14 protein-coding genes are annotated in these 13,553 nt (G+C 69.2%); 9 read left to right on the top strand and 5 right to left on the bottom strand.

The genetic code is table 11. From position 1 onward, the window contains the following. Positions 1-3: 3 nt before the first annotated feature. Positions 4-1,785, bottom strand: coding sequence for a thiamine pyrophosphate-requiring protein (locus VPA02S_RS02495; protein WP_012747131.1), 1,782 nt, complete (start codon positions 1,783-1,785; stop codon positions 4-6). Positions 1,786-1,980: 195 nt separating this feature from the next. Between VPA02S_RS02495 and VPA02S_RS02490 the strand changes: the two genes are divergently transcribed. Both VPA02S_RS02490 and VPA02S_RS02485 read left to right on the top strand, forming a co-directional pair. Beyond that, positions 1,981-2,295, top strand: a complete 315-nt coding sequence (locus tag VPA02S_RS02490; protein ID WP_012747132.1) for a hypothetical protein — start codon at positions 1,981-1,983, stop codon at positions 2,293-2,295. A gap of 20 nt (positions 2,296-2,315) precedes the next feature. After that, positions 2,316-2,789, top strand: a complete 474-nt coding sequence (locus tag VPA02S_RS02485; protein WP_012747133.1) for a CBS domain-containing protein — start codon at positions 2,316-2,318, stop codon at positions 2,787-2,789. 51 nt (positions 2,790-2,840) lie between these two features. On the opposite strand, the gene VPA02S_RS02480 is transcribed toward VPA02S_RS02485, so the two are convergent. Next, positions 2,841-3,449, bottom strand: a complete 609-nt coding sequence (locus VPA02S_RS02480; protein ID WP_012747134.1) for a cysteine hydrolase family protein — start codon at positions 3,447-3,449, stop codon at positions 2,841-2,843. Positions 3,450-3,558: 109 nt separating this feature from the next. Then, positions 3,559-3,759, bottom strand: a complete 201-nt coding sequence (locus VPA02S_RS02475) for a hypothetical protein (protein WP_012747135.1) — start codon at positions 3,757-3,759, stop codon at positions 3,559-3,561. A 420-nt stretch (positions 3,760-4,179) separates the two neighbouring features. Between VPA02S_RS02475 and VPA02S_RS02470 the strand changes: the two genes are divergently transcribed. The 7 genes from VPA02S_RS02470 to VPA02S_RS02440 all read left to right on the top strand — a co-directional run bounded on the left by VPA02S_RS02470 (position 4,180) and on the right by VPA02S_RS02440 (position 10,635). Further along, positions 4,180-5,319, top strand: coding sequence for a DUF3182 family protein (locus VPA02S_RS02470; protein WP_230537698.1), 1,140 nt, complete (start codon positions 4,180-4,182; stop codon positions 5,317-5,319). Further along, positions 5,300-6,079 carry an alpha/beta hydrolase family protein gene (locus VPA02S_RS02465; protein WP_012747137.1) on the top strand — a complete coding sequence of 260 codons (780 nt, stop codon included), beginning with the start codon at positions 5,300-5,302 and terminating at the stop codon, positions 6,077-6,079. Before VPA02S_RS02470 ends, VPA02S_RS02465 begins: the two co-directional genes overlap by 20 nt. A gap of 15 nt (positions 6,080-6,094) precedes the next feature. Further along, complete coding sequence (locus tag VPA02S_RS02460; protein ID WP_012747138.1) at positions 6,095-6,598, top strand: hypothetical protein; 504 nt, start codon at positions 6,095-6,097, stop codon at positions 6,596-6,598. Between the two features lie 123 nt (positions 6,599-6,721). Beyond that, positions 6,722-7,216 (top strand): hemerythrin domain-containing protein, encoded by a 495-nt coding sequence (locus tag VPA02S_RS02455; protein ID WP_012747139.1) that lies wholly within the window; start codon positions 6,722-6,724, stop codon positions 7,214-7,216. A gap of 136 nt (positions 7,217-7,352) precedes the next feature. Beyond that, positions 7,353-7,961, top strand: coding sequence for a hemerythrin domain-containing protein (locus VPA02S_RS02450; protein ID WP_012747140.1), 609 nt, complete (start codon positions 7,353-7,355; stop codon positions 7,959-7,961). Between the two features lie 21 nt (positions 7,962-7,982). Beyond that, positions 7,983-8,174, top strand: coding sequence for a hypothetical protein (locus tag VPA02S_RS02445; RefSeq protein ID WP_018902877.1), 192 nt, complete (start codon positions 7,983-7,985; stop codon positions 8,172-8,174). 34 nt (positions 8,175-8,208) lie between these two features. Continuing rightward, on the top strand, positions 8,209-10,635 hold the full coding sequence (locus tag VPA02S_RS02440; RefSeq protein WP_012747141.1) for a catalase: 2,427 nt from the start codon (positions 8,209-8,211) through the stop codon (positions 10,633-10,635). Here the strand turns inward: VPA02S_RS02440 and VPA02S_RS02435 are convergent. After that, positions 10,632-11,945 (bottom strand): NAD(P)/FAD-dependent oxidoreductase, encoded by a 1,314-nt coding sequence (locus VPA02S_RS02435; protein ID WP_012747142.1) that lies wholly within the window; start codon positions 11,943-11,945, stop codon positions 10,632-10,634. The genes VPA02S_RS02440 and VPA02S_RS02435 overlap by 4 nt on opposite strands. Continuing rightward, positions 11,946-13,370, bottom strand: coding sequence for a homospermidine synthase (locus tag VPA02S_RS02430; protein ID WP_018902875.1), 1,425 nt, complete (start codon positions 13,368-13,370; stop codon positions 11,946-11,948). Positions 13,371-13,553 lie beyond the last annotated feature (183 nt).

Here is a 13,553-nt window from a genome sequence, read left to right as displayed (position 1 = left end):
TCATCACGCCGTCGCGCTGGCCCAGTATTCCCGCATGGTGGCCTTGATGGTCCGCATGGCTTCGGGGTCGCCCTGCCAGAGGGCCAGCAGGTAGGCCTTGGCCTGGGCGAGCGAAACATCGGGCGGCAGCGGCGGCACGGCGGAGTCGGTGACCATTTCCAGCAGCATCGGGCGGTCGGCCGCAAAGGCGGCGTCCCATGCCGGGCCGATGGCTTCTGGCGTATCGACGCGCAGGGCCGCAAGGCCGAGCATCTGCGCGAAGCGCGCGTAGGGAAAGTCGGGCAGCTCCTGCGAAGCGTTGAACTTCGGATCTCCGCCGAGCACGCGCTGCTCCCAGCTCACGAGGTTGAGGTCGCGGTTGTTGAGCACCATGACGACCAGGCGCGGATCGGCCCAGTCGCGCCACATGCGCGCCAGGGTGATGAGCGCATTGAGGCCGTTCATCTGCATGGCGCCGTCGCCCAGCATCGCGACCACGGGCCGGTCGGGATGCACCAGCTTGGCCGCAATCGCGTAGGGGAGGGCCGGGCCCATGGTGGCGAGGCCGCCGGACAGGCTGGCCTTCATGCCGCGGCGCAGCTTGACGTCGCGCGCGTACCAGTTGGCGGCGGTGCCGCTGTCGCAGGTGAGCACCGTTTCTTCGGGCAGGCGCGGCGACAGCTCCCAGAACACGCGCTGCGGATTGACCGGCGAGGCCTCCACATGCGCGCGCGCCTCGAGCACGCGCCACCAGCGCGCCACGTCGGCCTCGATGCCTTGGCGCCAGGCACCGTGTTCCTTGTGGTCGAGCAGCGGCAGCAGCGCCGCGAGCGTGGCGCGGCTGTCGCCGACCAGGCCCAGCTCCGTGGGGTAGCGCAGCCCGATGGCGCGCGGGTCGGTGTCGATCTGCACGCAGCGGGCCTGCCCTTCGGGCGGCAGGAATTCCGCGTACGGGAACGACGAGCCCACCATCAGCAAGGTGTCGCAGTCTTCCATCATGCGCGAGCTGGGCCGCGTGCCGAGCACGCCGATGGCGCCGGTCACGAAGGGCAGATCGTCGGGCACCGCCGCCTTGCCGAGCAGCGCCTTGGCAATGCCGGCGCCGAGCCGCTCGGCCGCATGGATCAGCTCATCGGTGGCATGCAGGGCGCCCGCGCCCGCCAGGATGGCCACCTTGCTGCCCGCGTTGATGATGTCCGCCGCCTGCCCCAGCGCCGCGGCGTTCGGCACCGCGGCGCTGGCCGTGCTGCCGATGCCGCTGTGCACGGTGCCGTGCTTGCGCGGCGGCACCGGCACCGCCGGCAGCTCCTGCACGTCGTTGGGGACGATCACGCAGGTGACGGCGCGGCGGTCGCGCGCGATGCGCATCGCGCGGTCGACCAGGTGGCGAACCTGCTCCGCGCTGGTGGCCATCTGCACGAACTCGTGCGCCACGTCCTTGAACAGCGAAACCAGATCCACCTCCTGCTGGTAGTCGCCGCCGAGCGCGCTGCGCTGCTGCTGGCCGACGATGGCGACCACCGGCTGGCGGTCGAGCTTCGCGTCGTACAGGCCGTTCAGCAGGTGGATCGCGCCCGGTCCCGAGGTGGCCAGGCAGACGCCCACCTCGCCCGAGAACTTGGCATGCGCACAGGCCATGAAGGCGGCCAGTTCCTCATGGCGGCTCTGGATGAACTCGATGGCGCCGTCCGCCCGGTCGAGTGCGCCCATGAGGCCGTTGATGCCGTCGCCGGGGTAGCCGTAGACGCGCCGCACGCCCCAGTCGTGCAGGCGCTGGACCACGAAATCGCTGACTGTCTTTTTCATCGCACGGATACTCCGCGCCTCGCGCGCGGCGGGCTGTCGTGCAATCGGCCCCAGGCACCGTCGGTGCAATCCCACAAGGGCCGCGTGCACTGCGCCGCCGACAGACTGCTCCCACGCGCAAGGCCTGCGTCTTCCGACCCGCAATGAAGACCAGGGGCGCAGCATGAAGGCTTCTTCATCCTCCAGGAGAGTTCAATGCCAAGAGGTGACAAGTCGTCCTATACGGACAAGCAGAAACGCAAGGCCGAGCACATCGAGGAAGGCTACGAGCATCGCGGCGTGGGCAAGGGCGAAGCCGAAAGGCGTGCCTGGGCCACCGTCAATGCCGAGACCGGCGGCGGCAAGAAGAGCGGCAGCGGCCGCGGCAAGGCGGAGAACCACGCGCCCTCGCGCACCGGCGGCCACAAGGGCGGCGCCGCGGCGGCGTCCCGTACGGCCGCCGAACGCTCGGCCTCGGCCAAGAAGGCTGCGGCCACGCGCAAGCGCAACGCCGAGCGGCGCAGCGGCTGACCCCCGAACGAAGGCAGGCAATGACACGCGTATCCGAACTGATGACCCGCGGCGTGCGGACCCTGTCGCCGTCCGACACGGTGGCGCTGGCCGCCCAGGCCATGGACGAGCTGGACATCGGCGCCATTCCCGTGTGCGACGGCCAGCGGCTGCTGGGCATGGTGACCGACCGCGACATCGTGCTTCGCGTGGTCGCGCAGACGCGCCCGCTGGACACCGCGCTGTCCGAGGTGATGTCGAAGGACGTCAAGTGGTGCAGCGAGAACGACAACGTCGAAACCGTGATGGACGAGATGGCCGGCTACCAGGTGCGGCGCATGCCGGTGGTGGACCGCGGCCGCAGGCTGGTGGGCATGCTGTCGCTGGGCGACACCGCCGCCAAGGGCGACATCGGCAAGGCCGGCGACACGCTCAACATCATCTCCCAGCCGGCCGAGCCCGACCGCTCGGGGCAGTCCGCGGCCAGCGGACCCACCGGCGGGGGCTCCTCGTAGGTCCGGCGCGGCGCGGGTTCTCTGTTTGTCTGCCAACGGCGTGTGCACGCATCAGCGCTTCGCAGGCAGGCGGATGCGCGCCCCGGGCGTGGTGGAGACGCGCAGCGCCTCTTGCGCCTGGCGCAGGAAGCGCTCATTGCGTGCGCTCGTCTGCGAGGCGACGCAATCGCGCGGAACGACGGCCTCGAGGTCGCGCATGCCCGCGTCGGCCACGGTGGCCCAGATGCACTGGTCGCTGGCCACGCCGGTCACGATCAGCCGCGTGGCCTTGAGATAGGCGAGCAGCAGCTCGAGCGGCGTCGCGAAGAAAGCGGACTGCTTGGGCTTGAGCACGAAGTAGTCCGTTTCCTCGGGCAGCAGCGTCGAGGTGATCTCGGCACCGGCGCCTCCAGAGGCCAGCGACAGTTCCACCAGCTTGGGAAAGTCCGAGCGCCAGCGCCCGCGGTTGTCGTTGACGTAGATGGCGGGCACCCCGGCGCGCGTGCAGCGCGCCTTCAGCGCTGCGATGCGCCCCGCAATGAAATGCGCGCCGGGCAACAGCTTTTCGGCATCGGGAAAGTCCCAGCAACTGATCATGTCGATGATCAGGAGGGCCGTGTGGCCCGCGGCGGGAGCCGGTGCGAGGGCGGGGGGCTGCGAGTGCGAGCGGGGAGGCGCCATGGCGCCCCACCATTCCAAATGGGCGGCGCCGCAGCCGTAGGAAAGGCCCGCATGGCTGCGAAAGTCGCCACCACGCGCGCCGGTCAGGGCCGGCCGGGGTCGCCGCCGCTCAACGGCCTTGCGGCACGCCGAACGCCGCGCGCACTTCGTCGAGCCGTGCTTGCGCGACCTCGAAGCACTCGGCCAATTGCTCCGGCGTGGCCGGCGGATAGCCGGCCGGCGGCTGCAGCGCATTGCCCAGCCGTTCCCAGGCGGCCTCCCAGGCCAGCTTGGCAAGCGCACGGGACTCCGGGTTGGAAGGAGCGGGCATGTTCGTCCTCGGTTGTGGCGAATGGGAGTATGCGCCCGAGGAAAGAAGGGCGGTTTGGCAGAGGCCGCGTAGGAGGCCTCTTTCACAACGACGCGCGTTATCCCGCCCCGCCGGGCCGAAACCTGTCCGACCATCGGCGCGAGGACGACGCCCGCCCTGGGCCTGCTGCAAAGAAGCCACAAGCTAGGCCCGTGCAGGAGAGCCTTCTGTAGGAACCGGCCTCATCGAGATGCACGGATTGCCCCCATGCACCCAGCCAACCGTTCACAAGGAGTTTTCCCGATGAACAGATCCGCTTTCACCCGGCCTCTTGCCCTTGTTGCCCTTGTCACCGGCGCTTCCTCCGGCATCTGCCCGGAGGCGCACCGCTAAGCCCGGGCCCATGCCATGGACACCCTTTTCAGCTCCGGAGTCGCCCTCGTGGACACGGTCCTCAAGAGCACCGGCGGCAGCGTCGTGGTCTGGAGCGCGGACCCGCAGGCCTACGGCAGCGATCACGAACGGGCCACGCGCAGCAATTTCGCGCAGCGGCTCGCAGCGCTGAAGCAGTTCCGCTACGCGGGCGAATACGACGCCTCGCGCGCCCACGAGAGCACGCCGCTGTACTTCGTGCCGAGCGACACCATCGCCAGCACGCAGCTTGCGCGCTCGCTCGGCATCTCGACGCTGCACGACCTGTTCGGCGGCGTGGTTCCGCACCCCTTCGTTGCCACCAAGGCGATCACGCACCCGCTGGTGGGCAGGGCGGCGGCCTGTCCCGAGGGATGGGAGCCGGCCTTCGCCCCCGCCGTGTCGCAGGCGGTGCTCGGCGGCTTTTCGGCGTTCTCGGTCGAGGACGCGCGATGGGCCGGGCGCCACCTGCTGGAAAGCGGCGCGGTGCGCATCAAGCCGGTGTGCGCCACCGGCGGGCGCGGCCAGGCGATGGCCGCCGATGCCGAAGCCCTGGACCGCTGCCTCGCGGCCATGGACGAGAGCGAGATCGCGCTGCACGGCGTGGTGCTCGAAGAGAACCTCGCCAAGCCGGAAACCTACAGCGTCGGGCAGGTGCTGGTCGACCAGATGATCGTGAGCTACTTCGGCCGCCAGCGGATGACGCTCGACAACACCGGCCAGAACGTCTACGGCGGCTCCGACCTGACGCTCGTGCGCGGCAACTTCGATGCGCTGCTGGCCATCACCAGCCCGCCGCCGGCGCTTTGCCTGGCGATCGAGCAGGCGCGGCGCTACCACCATGCGGTGATCGAGTGCTACCCGGGCTTCTTTGCGTCGCGCGTGAACTACGACGTGGCGCAGGGCCTGGGCGCGGACGGCGCCTGGCGCTCGGGCGTGCTCGAGCAGTCGTGGCGCGTGGGCGGCGCCACCGGGGCCGAAATGGTCGCGCTCGAATGCTTCTGGCGCGACCCGGCGCTCGAGCGCGTGCGCATCTCCTGCTTCGAGGCGTATGGTGAGGCGCCGGCGATCCCGGCGGGCGCAACGGTGCACTACCGCGGCGTCGACTCGCAGATCGGGCCGCTCGCCAAATACGCATTGTTCCAGCCATATGACAGCGACACGACATAACTTCATAGACATATCCGTAGACGGCCAGCACATTGCCGGAACGCTGGTTGCCGCCTCCACGATGGTGCCCGGCGTTCTCCTGGTCCATGGCTGGGATGGCAGCCAGGAGCAGTACATCGCGCGCGCGCACGAGATTGCCGCGCTCGGCTGCGTCTGCCTCACCTTCGACCTGCGCGGCCATGCGCGCCATGCCTCGCTGCGCCAGGAGGTCACGCGCGAGGACAACCTGCGCGACGTGCTCGCGGCCTACGACACGCTCATCAGCCACCCCACCGTCGACCCGCAGGCCATTGCCATCGTCGGCAGCAGCTACGGCGGCTACCTGGCGGCGCTGGTCAGCACCATGCGGCCGGTGCGCTGGCTCGCGCTGCGGGCGCCGGCGCTCTACCGCGACCGCGAGTGGCTCGCGCCCAAGGGCCAGCTGAGCCGGCCCGACCTCGTGGCCTACCGCCGCACCCTGGTGGGCCCGCGCGACAACCGGGCGCTCGCGGCCTGCGAGGCCTTCACGGGCGACGTGCTGATCGTGGAATCGGAGCACGACCAGATCGTGCCGCACCCGGTCATCGAGAACTACCTGGGTGCCTTCAAGCGCGTGCGCTCCGCGACCTACCGCGTCATTTCGGGGGCCGACCATGCGCTGTCGAAGCAGGCGCACCGCCAAGCCTATGGACAACTCCTCGTCTCCTGGATGACGGAGATGACGCTGGGCGCCCGGGCGACCGGCACCATGACGCGGCCCGTCTCCGCGAGTCCCGCATAGAAAGACAGGTTTCCTATGCAAACCCCCGCCCTGACCCTGAGCGAAAGGCAACGCTCGACGCTGCGGACCGGCCTCGTCGCGGGAACCCTTGCAAGCTTCGCCTCCACCGCCGCGCTGATGCTGTGCGGCCGCCGCGAGGCCGGCAGCCTGGTGGCGCCGACCAATGCCACCAGCCACTGGCTCTGGGGCGACCGGGCCTTCGATGTGCGCGGCCCCACGCTGAAGCACACCGCGCTCGGCTATGCCACGCACCATGCGAGCGCCATCTTCTGGGCGCTGATCTATGGCTGGCTGCATGCCAGCCGGCATCCCGCGCAGTCGGCTCCCGCGGCGCTCGCGAGCGCCGGCGCCGCCACCGCGCTGGCCTGCGCGGTGGACTACACGATCACGCCGCACCGGCTCAGGCCGGGCTTCGAGCACCACCTTTCGAAGCGCTCCCTGGGGGCGGTCTACGGCCTCTTTGCCCTGGGGCTGGCGGCCGGCTGCCTGCTGGCCCAGCGCGGCAACGCGCACGAGTAGTGCGCCTTGCTACGCGCAGCACGAGTAGTGCGCCTTGCTACGCGCACTCAGGGAGCTTTCCTACGCCGCGGCGCCGGCAGCCCTTTCATCGTTCGGCTTCCATCAACCCAACCGGAGCCCACGATGCCCAACTCCACCAAGCGCGCAGCACCCGATGCATGCAGCCTTCTCGATACCGACCACCGCAACGTCAAGAAGATGTTCAAGGCGTACGAGGAACTGACCCATTCGCGCGCCGCCGACGTGCAGCAGAAGAAGCGCGAACTCGCCAACCAGATCTGCACCGAGCTGACCGTCCATGCCCAGATCGAGGAAGAGATCTTCTACCCGGCCGTGCGCGAGGCGATCAGCGAAACCGATCTTCTGGACGAAGCCGAGGTCGAGCACACCAGCGCCAAGGAGCTGATCGCGCAGATCGAAGCCGCGACCGAGGTGGACGACAAGTTCGATGCCAAGGTCATCGTGCTCGGCGAATACATCGACCACCACGTGAAGGAAGAGCGCAACGAGATCTTCGTCAAGGCACGCGCCGCCAGGGGGCTCGACCTGGTGGCCATGCGCGAGCAGCTCGCCGCGCGCAAGGAAGAGCTCATGGAAGAGCTCACCGCCGCCGCCTGACCGGGCGCCGCACACAACACCCGACGACCCAGTCCAGCGCACCCGTGGAACCGGCTCCGCCGGGCCACCGGGTGCGTCCCCCAGTGGGGGGAGGCGCCGCAGGCGCTTCGGGGGGCGTCCTACCCTGGAGTTCCACATGACCAACATCGTCTCCCGGCTCTTTCCCACGGCGACCAACATGATTCGCCTGGACCACACGCACGTGCTCTCCACCTTCCACCAGTACAAGGCCGGCGCGCCGGAACGGGTGAAGAAAGGGCTGGTCAACACCATCTGCACCGCGCTCGAGATCCATGCGCAGCTCGAGGAAGAAATCTTCTATCCCGAGATGCGCAAGGTCTGCGAGGACGACGAACGCATCACCAAGGCGCTCGAGGAGCATTCCGAGATGCGCCGCCTCATCGGCCTGCTTCGCGCCATGGAGCCCGAAGCGCGCGACTATGACGAAACCCTCTCGGCGCTGATGCGCGACGTGATGCACCACGTGGCCGACGAGGAAACCATCCTGCTGCCGACCGCCGAGAAGCTGCTGCCCGACCGGCTCGGCGAGCTGGGCGCGCAGATGACCAAGCGCCGGCTGCAGCTTGCCGGGCCGCGCACCGGCGAGATCGCGCTCGACATGGGCCGTGCGGCATCCGGCAACACGGCCGCCATTGCGATGGTCGGGCTGGCTGCGGCCGGGCTGCTGCTCGCGCGGCGTTCCGGCCATCTGCGCTGGCCCCACGCGCACCACGCGCGCACCTGAGGCACCAGCAGAGGCCGTCCCATGCCCGAAGACAGCAACATTCCCGTGCCTGCCGCGCCCGAGTCACCGCGCGCCGCATTCCAGGCCCTGGCCGAGCGCGTGGGCGTTCTCGCGCCGGGCGCGCCGCTCTCGGACGAACTCATGAAGTTTGCCGAGGGCGTGCTGCAGCTCGCGGCCGAGGGCAAGGTGCCGCGCGAGCGCGCGCCCCGCTGAACCCTGCCCCGCCATCCCATCGAACGGAGTTTCAATGCCGCCTTCCAGAACACCTTCTCCTCCCGAATCCGGCAGCGCCGCCACCAGCGCAGCGGCGGCCGCCCGCAACACCGACAGCGGCGCCGCGCACCTGCCGGGGGGGCCGCCGCCCGATCCGCCCTCGCAAAAAGCCGCGCATGCGCAGGCGCTGGCCGCAGGCATGCCTTTCAATGCGAACAAGCCGTTGGAGCACGGCATGGACAACGCGCTGCGCCCGCCCGCCGGCCAGACCGTGCAGCCGCTGTCGTCCGCGGCAACGGCCAGCACCTTGTCCGAAGAGATCAACTCGGAGAAGGCCGGCGGCATGGCCATGCCGGGCCTGAATGCCACCATCGAATCGCTGGACCGGGTGCGCGTCGACTCTGGCGGCCAGCGGCTCACCACCAACCAGGGCGTGCCCATCGCGGACAACCAGAATTCGCTCAAGGCCGGCCTGCGCGGCCCCGCGCTGCTCGAAGACTTCATCCTGCGCGAGAAGATCACCCACTTCGACCACGAGCGCATTCCCGAGCGCATCGTGCATGCGCGCGGTTCGGGCGCCCACGGCTACTTCGAATGCTACGAAGGCATCCCGCAGTTCACCAAGGCGGCGCCGCTGCGCGAAGGCGGAAAGATCACGCCGGTGTTCGTGCGCTTTTCCACCGTGGCCGGCGAGCGCGGCTCCAAGGACACGGCGCGCGACGTGCGCGGCTTTGCCGTCAAGTTCTACACGGACGAAGGCAACTGGGACCTGGTGGGCAACAACATGCCCGTGTTCTTCATCCAGGACGCCATGAAGTTTCCCGACCTGGTCCACGCCGTGAAGCCGGAGCCGCATCACCAGATGCCGCAGGCCGCGAGCGCGCACGACACCTTCTGGGACTTCGTCTCGCTCATGCCCGAGTCGACCCACATGCTGATGTGGCACATGTCCGATCGCGCCATTCCGCGCAGCTACCGCATGATGCAGGGCTTTGGCGTGCACACCTTCCGGCTCGTGAACGAGGCCGGCGATTCGGTGTTCTGCAAGTTCCACTGGTCGCCGGTGCTCGGAACGCATTCACTGATGTGGGACGAGGCCGTGAAGATCTCGGGCGCCGACCCCGACTTCCACCGCCGCGACCTGTGGGAAGCCATCGAGGCCGGGGAGTTTCCGGAATGGGAACTCGGCCTGCAGATCTTCACCGAGGAAGAGGCCGAGGCCTTCAGCTTCGACGTGCTCGACGCCACCAAGATCGTGCCCGAGGAACTGGTGCCGCTCACGCCCGTGGGGCGCCTGGTGCTCAACCGCAATCCCGACAATTTTTTTGCCGAGACCGAGCAGGTGGCCTTCTGCGCCGCGCACGTGGTGCCGGGCATCGACTTCACCAACGACCCGCTGCTGGCCGGGCGCATCCACTCCTACGTCGACACGCAGATCACGCGCCTGGGCGGGCCGAACTTCCATGAGCTGCCGATCAACGCGCCGATGGCGCAGGTGCACAACAACCAGCGCGACGGCATGCACCGCCAGGCCATCCACCGCGGCCGTGCGGCCTACGAGCCCAACTCGCTGGGCGGCGGCTGTCCGTTCCAGGCCGGGGCTTCGGCCGGCTTCATGACTTTTCCGCAGCGCGCGGAGCAGGACAAGGTGCGCGGCAAGCCCGAGAAGTTTGCCGACCACTACACGCAGGCCACGCTCTTCTTCGAAAGCCAGACGCCCACCGAGCAGGCCCACATCGCGGCGGCGTTCCGCTTCGAGCTCTCCAAGTGCACCGTGCCTGCCGTGCGCGAGCGCATGGTGGCGAGCCTCGTCAATGCATCGCCGCTGCTCGCGCAGCAGGTGGCCGACGGGCTCGGCATTCCGGTGCCGCCTGCGCTGCCTCGCGCACTTGCGCAGCCTGTAAATCCGGAGGTCACGCATTCGCACGCACTGTCGCTCACGGCGCGGCCCGGCGATGGGTCCGTGCGCACGCGCAAGGTGGCGCTGCTGGTGGCGGACGGCGTGCAGGGCGAGCAGATCGCCGCCATCCAGGCGGCGCTGCTGGCCGAAGGCGCCGTCGGCCGCCTGGTGGGACCGCGTATCGGACCGTTCCGCACGGCCGAGGGCGAGACGATGGAAGCCGACGCTTCGATGGAAAACGAACCCGGCTTCCTGTTCGATGCGCTGGTGCTGCCCGATGGCGCCGAAGGCGTGGAGCTTCTCTCCGCCCATGCCTATACCGAGCAGTTCATCAAGGACCAGTACCAGCACGGCAAGACCATTCTCGCGCTCGGAGCCTCGGCCACGCTGCTGGCCGAGGCGAAGATTCCGGAGACCCTGCCGTCGGGCGACGCGGACCCGGGCGTGCTGCGCGGCACGGCGGAGAATTTCGAATCCACCATCGAGGCCTTCGTCGCGGCTCTCGCCAGGCACCGGCATCCGGCGCGCGAGATCGGGGCGCTGGTGGTGGACGCCGGCTAGAGAAAGTCCCGCAGCCGGTAGTACATCATCCCCAGCACCAGCGCTGGCGTGCGCAGCAGGGTGCCGCCCGGAAAGGCGTGGTGCCCGATGCGCGCGAACAGGTCGAAGCGCTCCGCCTGGCCCGCGATGGCCTCGGCCGCCAGCTTGCCCGCCATGCCCGTGAGCGCCAGGCCGTGGCCCGAGAAGCCCTGCAGGTAGTAGATGTTGGTGCCGATGCGCCCGAAGTCGGGCGCCTTGTTCATCGTGATGTCGACGAAGCCGCCCCATGCGTGGTCGATGCCCAGGTCCGCCAGCTGCGGAAACACCGCGAGCATGCTCTTGCGGATCTTCTCGATGAGGTTGCGCGGCGTCCGCGCACTGTAGCTGTCGCCCGAGCCGAACAGCAGGCGATGGTCGGCGCTCAGCCGGAAGTAGTCGAGCACGAAGTTGGTGTCCGACGCGGCCGGCCTGCCGCGCATGAGCGCATCGGCGCGCGCCGGCTCCATCGGCTCGGTCGCGATCATGTAGGTGCCCACCGGCATGATGCGCGACGAGACCTCGGGCGCCACGTCGTCGCCGTACTCGGCCAGGTAGACGTTGCCCGCCAGCACCACGAAGCTGCAGCGCACCTCGCCCTGCGCGGTCTTGACGACGGGCCGCGCGCCGCGCTCGATCACCTGCGCGGCCGAGTTCTCGTGCAGCTGCGCGCCGGCCGCGCGCGCCGCGGACGCCAGGCCCAGCGAATACTTCAGCGGATGCAGATGGCCCGAGCGCACATCGAAGGTGCCGCCGTCGAAGCGCTTGCTGTCCACGCACTGCGCGACCTCGCCGGGCCCGAGCCATTGGAGCGGATAGCCGTGGACGCGGCCCACGTGGTCCATCCATTCACGCAGCGCGCGCGACTTCGCGGGCTTGACCGACAGGTTCAGGTAGCCGGCCTGCCAGTCGCAGTCGATCGCATGGCTCGCGATGCGGTCCTGCAGCAGATCCAGGCCCTCGACCGATATGTCCCAGGCGCGCCGCGCATCCTCGGGCGTGAACTGCTTTTCGATGGCCTCTTCGCCGTCGGCGCCGAAGCCCACGATCACCTGGCCGCCGTTGCGGCCCGAGGCACCCCAGCCCACGCGCTGCGCCTCCAGCAGCACCACCGCGTAGCCGCGCATGGCAAGCTCGAGCGCGGCCGACAGCCCCGCGAGCCCGCCGCCCACCACGCAGACGTCGGCGGTGGCAATGCCTTCGAGCGGGCGCGCGGGTTCGAAGCGCGCCGCCCGTTGCACGCTGGCTTCGTAGTAGGAGTTCTCGACGACGCCGAGTTCTTTGCGCAGCAGCAATCAGGCCACCCGGAAGTTGATGAACTGCCAGGGGTCGTCTTCGTCCTTCTCCTCGTCGAAGAGCGGGCTGCGTTCCTTCAGCGGCGTCCAGTCGCCATACACGCCCGCCACTTCTCCGAGGTAGGGCATGGCGGCTTCCAGCACCACGCGGTGGTCCAGGTCGTCCGGCTCCACAAGGCCCGCGTCGGGATGGCGCAGCGCCCACGACATGCCGCCCAGGATGCCGGCCACCACCTGCAGGCTGGTGGCGCTGTTGGCGGGCGCCAGTTCGCGCGCCTGCTCGATGGTGAGCCGCGAGCCGTACCAGTAGGCCCCCTTGGGGTTGCCCATCAGCAGCACGCCTAGCTCGTCCATGCCTTCGGCGATCTCGTCGCGCACGATCCGCTGGCGGTGCTGCAGCTGCCAGTTCTTTCCCGCCATCTCGTGCAGCGAGAGCACGGCGTCGTCGCACGGGTGATAGGCGTAGTGCACCGTGGGGCGGTACACCACCTGGCCGTCCTTGCGCAGCGTCAGGTGGTCGGCAATGGAAATCGATTCGGCATGCGTCACCAGGAAGCCGTGGTAGGGGCCTTCCAGCGGCGTCCAGCTGCGCACCCGCGTGCCGATGCCGGGGCGTTTCAGGTAGATGGCCGCATCGCTGCCGAAGCCGTGCCGCGCGGCATCGGCCGGCCAGTGCCGCTCGTGCGTTCCCCAGCCCAGCTCGGCGGGCTGCAGGCCCTCGTCGGCGAAGCCCTGCACCGACCAGGTGTTGACGAACTCGCCGCGCTGCTTGCGCTCCTTCGCAACCTGGGTGTCGCGCTCGGCGATGTGCACCACCTTGATGCCCAGCTGCTGCGCGAGCGCTGCCCAGTCCTCGTAGCTCGACGGCATGGCTTCGAGCTCGGCATGCGTGTCGGCCGCGATGTTCAGCAGTGCCTGCTTGAGCAGCGCCGAGACCAGCCCCGGGTTCGCGCCCTGCGTGATCACTGCCGTGGGCCCGCTGCGCTTGTCCAGGCGCCAGGCCAGCACCTCTTCGCGCAGGCTGTAGTTCGAGCGGCGCGAAGGCGGAAGCGCGGGATCGTCGTAGCGGCCGCCCCAGGGCTCGTTGCAGGTGTCCAGGTAGAGCGCGCCGCGTTCGCGGCAGAGCTTGATGAGCGCCAGGCTCGACACGTCGACCGAGAGGTTGACCAGGAAGTCGCCCTTGTCCACCAGCGGCTCCAGCACGGCGGCAAAGTTGCCTTCCTCGAGCCGCACCGGAATGACCTCCACGCCCAGCTGCTTTGCCAGGCCGCTGCGGTCTTCGCCCGGCTTCACGATCCTGATGTCCGCCGCCTTGAGTCCGAAATGGCGCAACAGCAAAGGCAGCAGCGCCTGGCCGATGGAGCCGAAGCCGATCATCGTGAGCTTGCCGTCCAGGCGAGCCAGCGCTTCGTTCTTCTTCGTCATCCCATCACCTCGCTGAGTGGCGCCGGACCGGCCGGCCTTGTCCTTCGTTTCCTCGAACGAATGTGGAACGCGCCGGCCGGCGAATGCGTCAGCTTGCCTTTGCCGATGGTGTAGGAGGACTCCATGAGCGCATGCTCCGCCCGCGGCCATGGTAGAAACCGGCCACCATGCGCACGTTGCGCA

This window comes from Variovorax paradoxus NBRC 15149 (genome assembly GCF_001591365.1).
Classification (GTDB): Bacteria; Pseudomonadota; Gammaproteobacteria; order Burkholderiales; family Burkholderiaceae_C; genus Variovorax; species Variovorax paradoxus.
The sequence above is the reverse complement of the archived record's forward strand: the minus strand, read 5'-3'. Positions and strand labels throughout refer to the sequence as shown.

Excerpts from the sequence above, each read along its gene's own strand:
- VPA02S_RS02495 (WP_012747131.1), bottom strand. The coding sequence starts at position 1,785 with ATGAAAAAGACAGTCAGCGATTTCGTGGTCCAGCGCCTGCACGACTGG.
- VPA02S_RS02490 (WP_012747132.1), top strand. The coding sequence starts at position 1,981 with ATGCCAAGAGGTGACAAGTCGTCCTATACGGACAAGCAGAAACGCAAG.
- VPA02S_RS02485 (WP_012747133.1), top strand. The coding sequence starts at position 2,316 with ATGACACGCGTATCCGAACTGATGACCCGCGGCGTGCGGACCCTGTCG.
- VPA02S_RS02480 (WP_012747134.1), bottom strand. The coding sequence starts at position 3,449 with ATGGCGCCTCCCCGCTCGCACTCGCAGCCCCCCGCCCTCGCACCGGCT.
- VPA02S_RS02475 (WP_012747135.1), bottom strand. The coding sequence starts at position 3,759 with ATGCCCGCTCCTTCCAACCCGGAGTCCCGTGCGCTTGCCAAGCTGGCC.
- VPA02S_RS02465 (WP_012747137.1), top strand. The coding sequence starts at position 5,300 with ATGACAGCGACACGACATAACTTCATAGACATATCCGTAGACGGCCAG.
- VPA02S_RS02460 (WP_012747138.1), top strand. The coding sequence starts at position 6,095 with ATGCAAACCCCCGCCCTGACCCTGAGCGAAAGGCAACGCTCGACGCTG.
- VPA02S_RS02455 (WP_012747139.1), top strand. The coding sequence starts at position 6,722 with ATGCCCAACTCCACCAAGCGCGCAGCACCCGATGCATGCAGCCTTCTC.
- VPA02S_RS02450 (WP_012747140.1), top strand. The coding sequence starts at position 7,353 with ATGACCAACATCGTCTCCCGGCTCTTTCCCACGGCGACCAACATGATT.
- VPA02S_RS02445 (WP_018902877.1), top strand. The coding sequence starts at position 7,983 with ATGCCCGAAGACAGCAACATTCCCGTGCCTGCCGCGCCCGAGTCACCG.
- VPA02S_RS02440 (WP_012747141.1), top strand. The coding sequence starts at position 8,209 with ATGCCGCCTTCCAGAACACCTTCTCCTCCCGAATCCGGCAGCGCCGCC.
- VPA02S_RS02430 (WP_018902875.1), bottom strand. The coding sequence starts at position 13,370 with ATGACGAAGAAGAACGAAGCGCTGGCTCGCCTGGACGGCAAGCTCACG.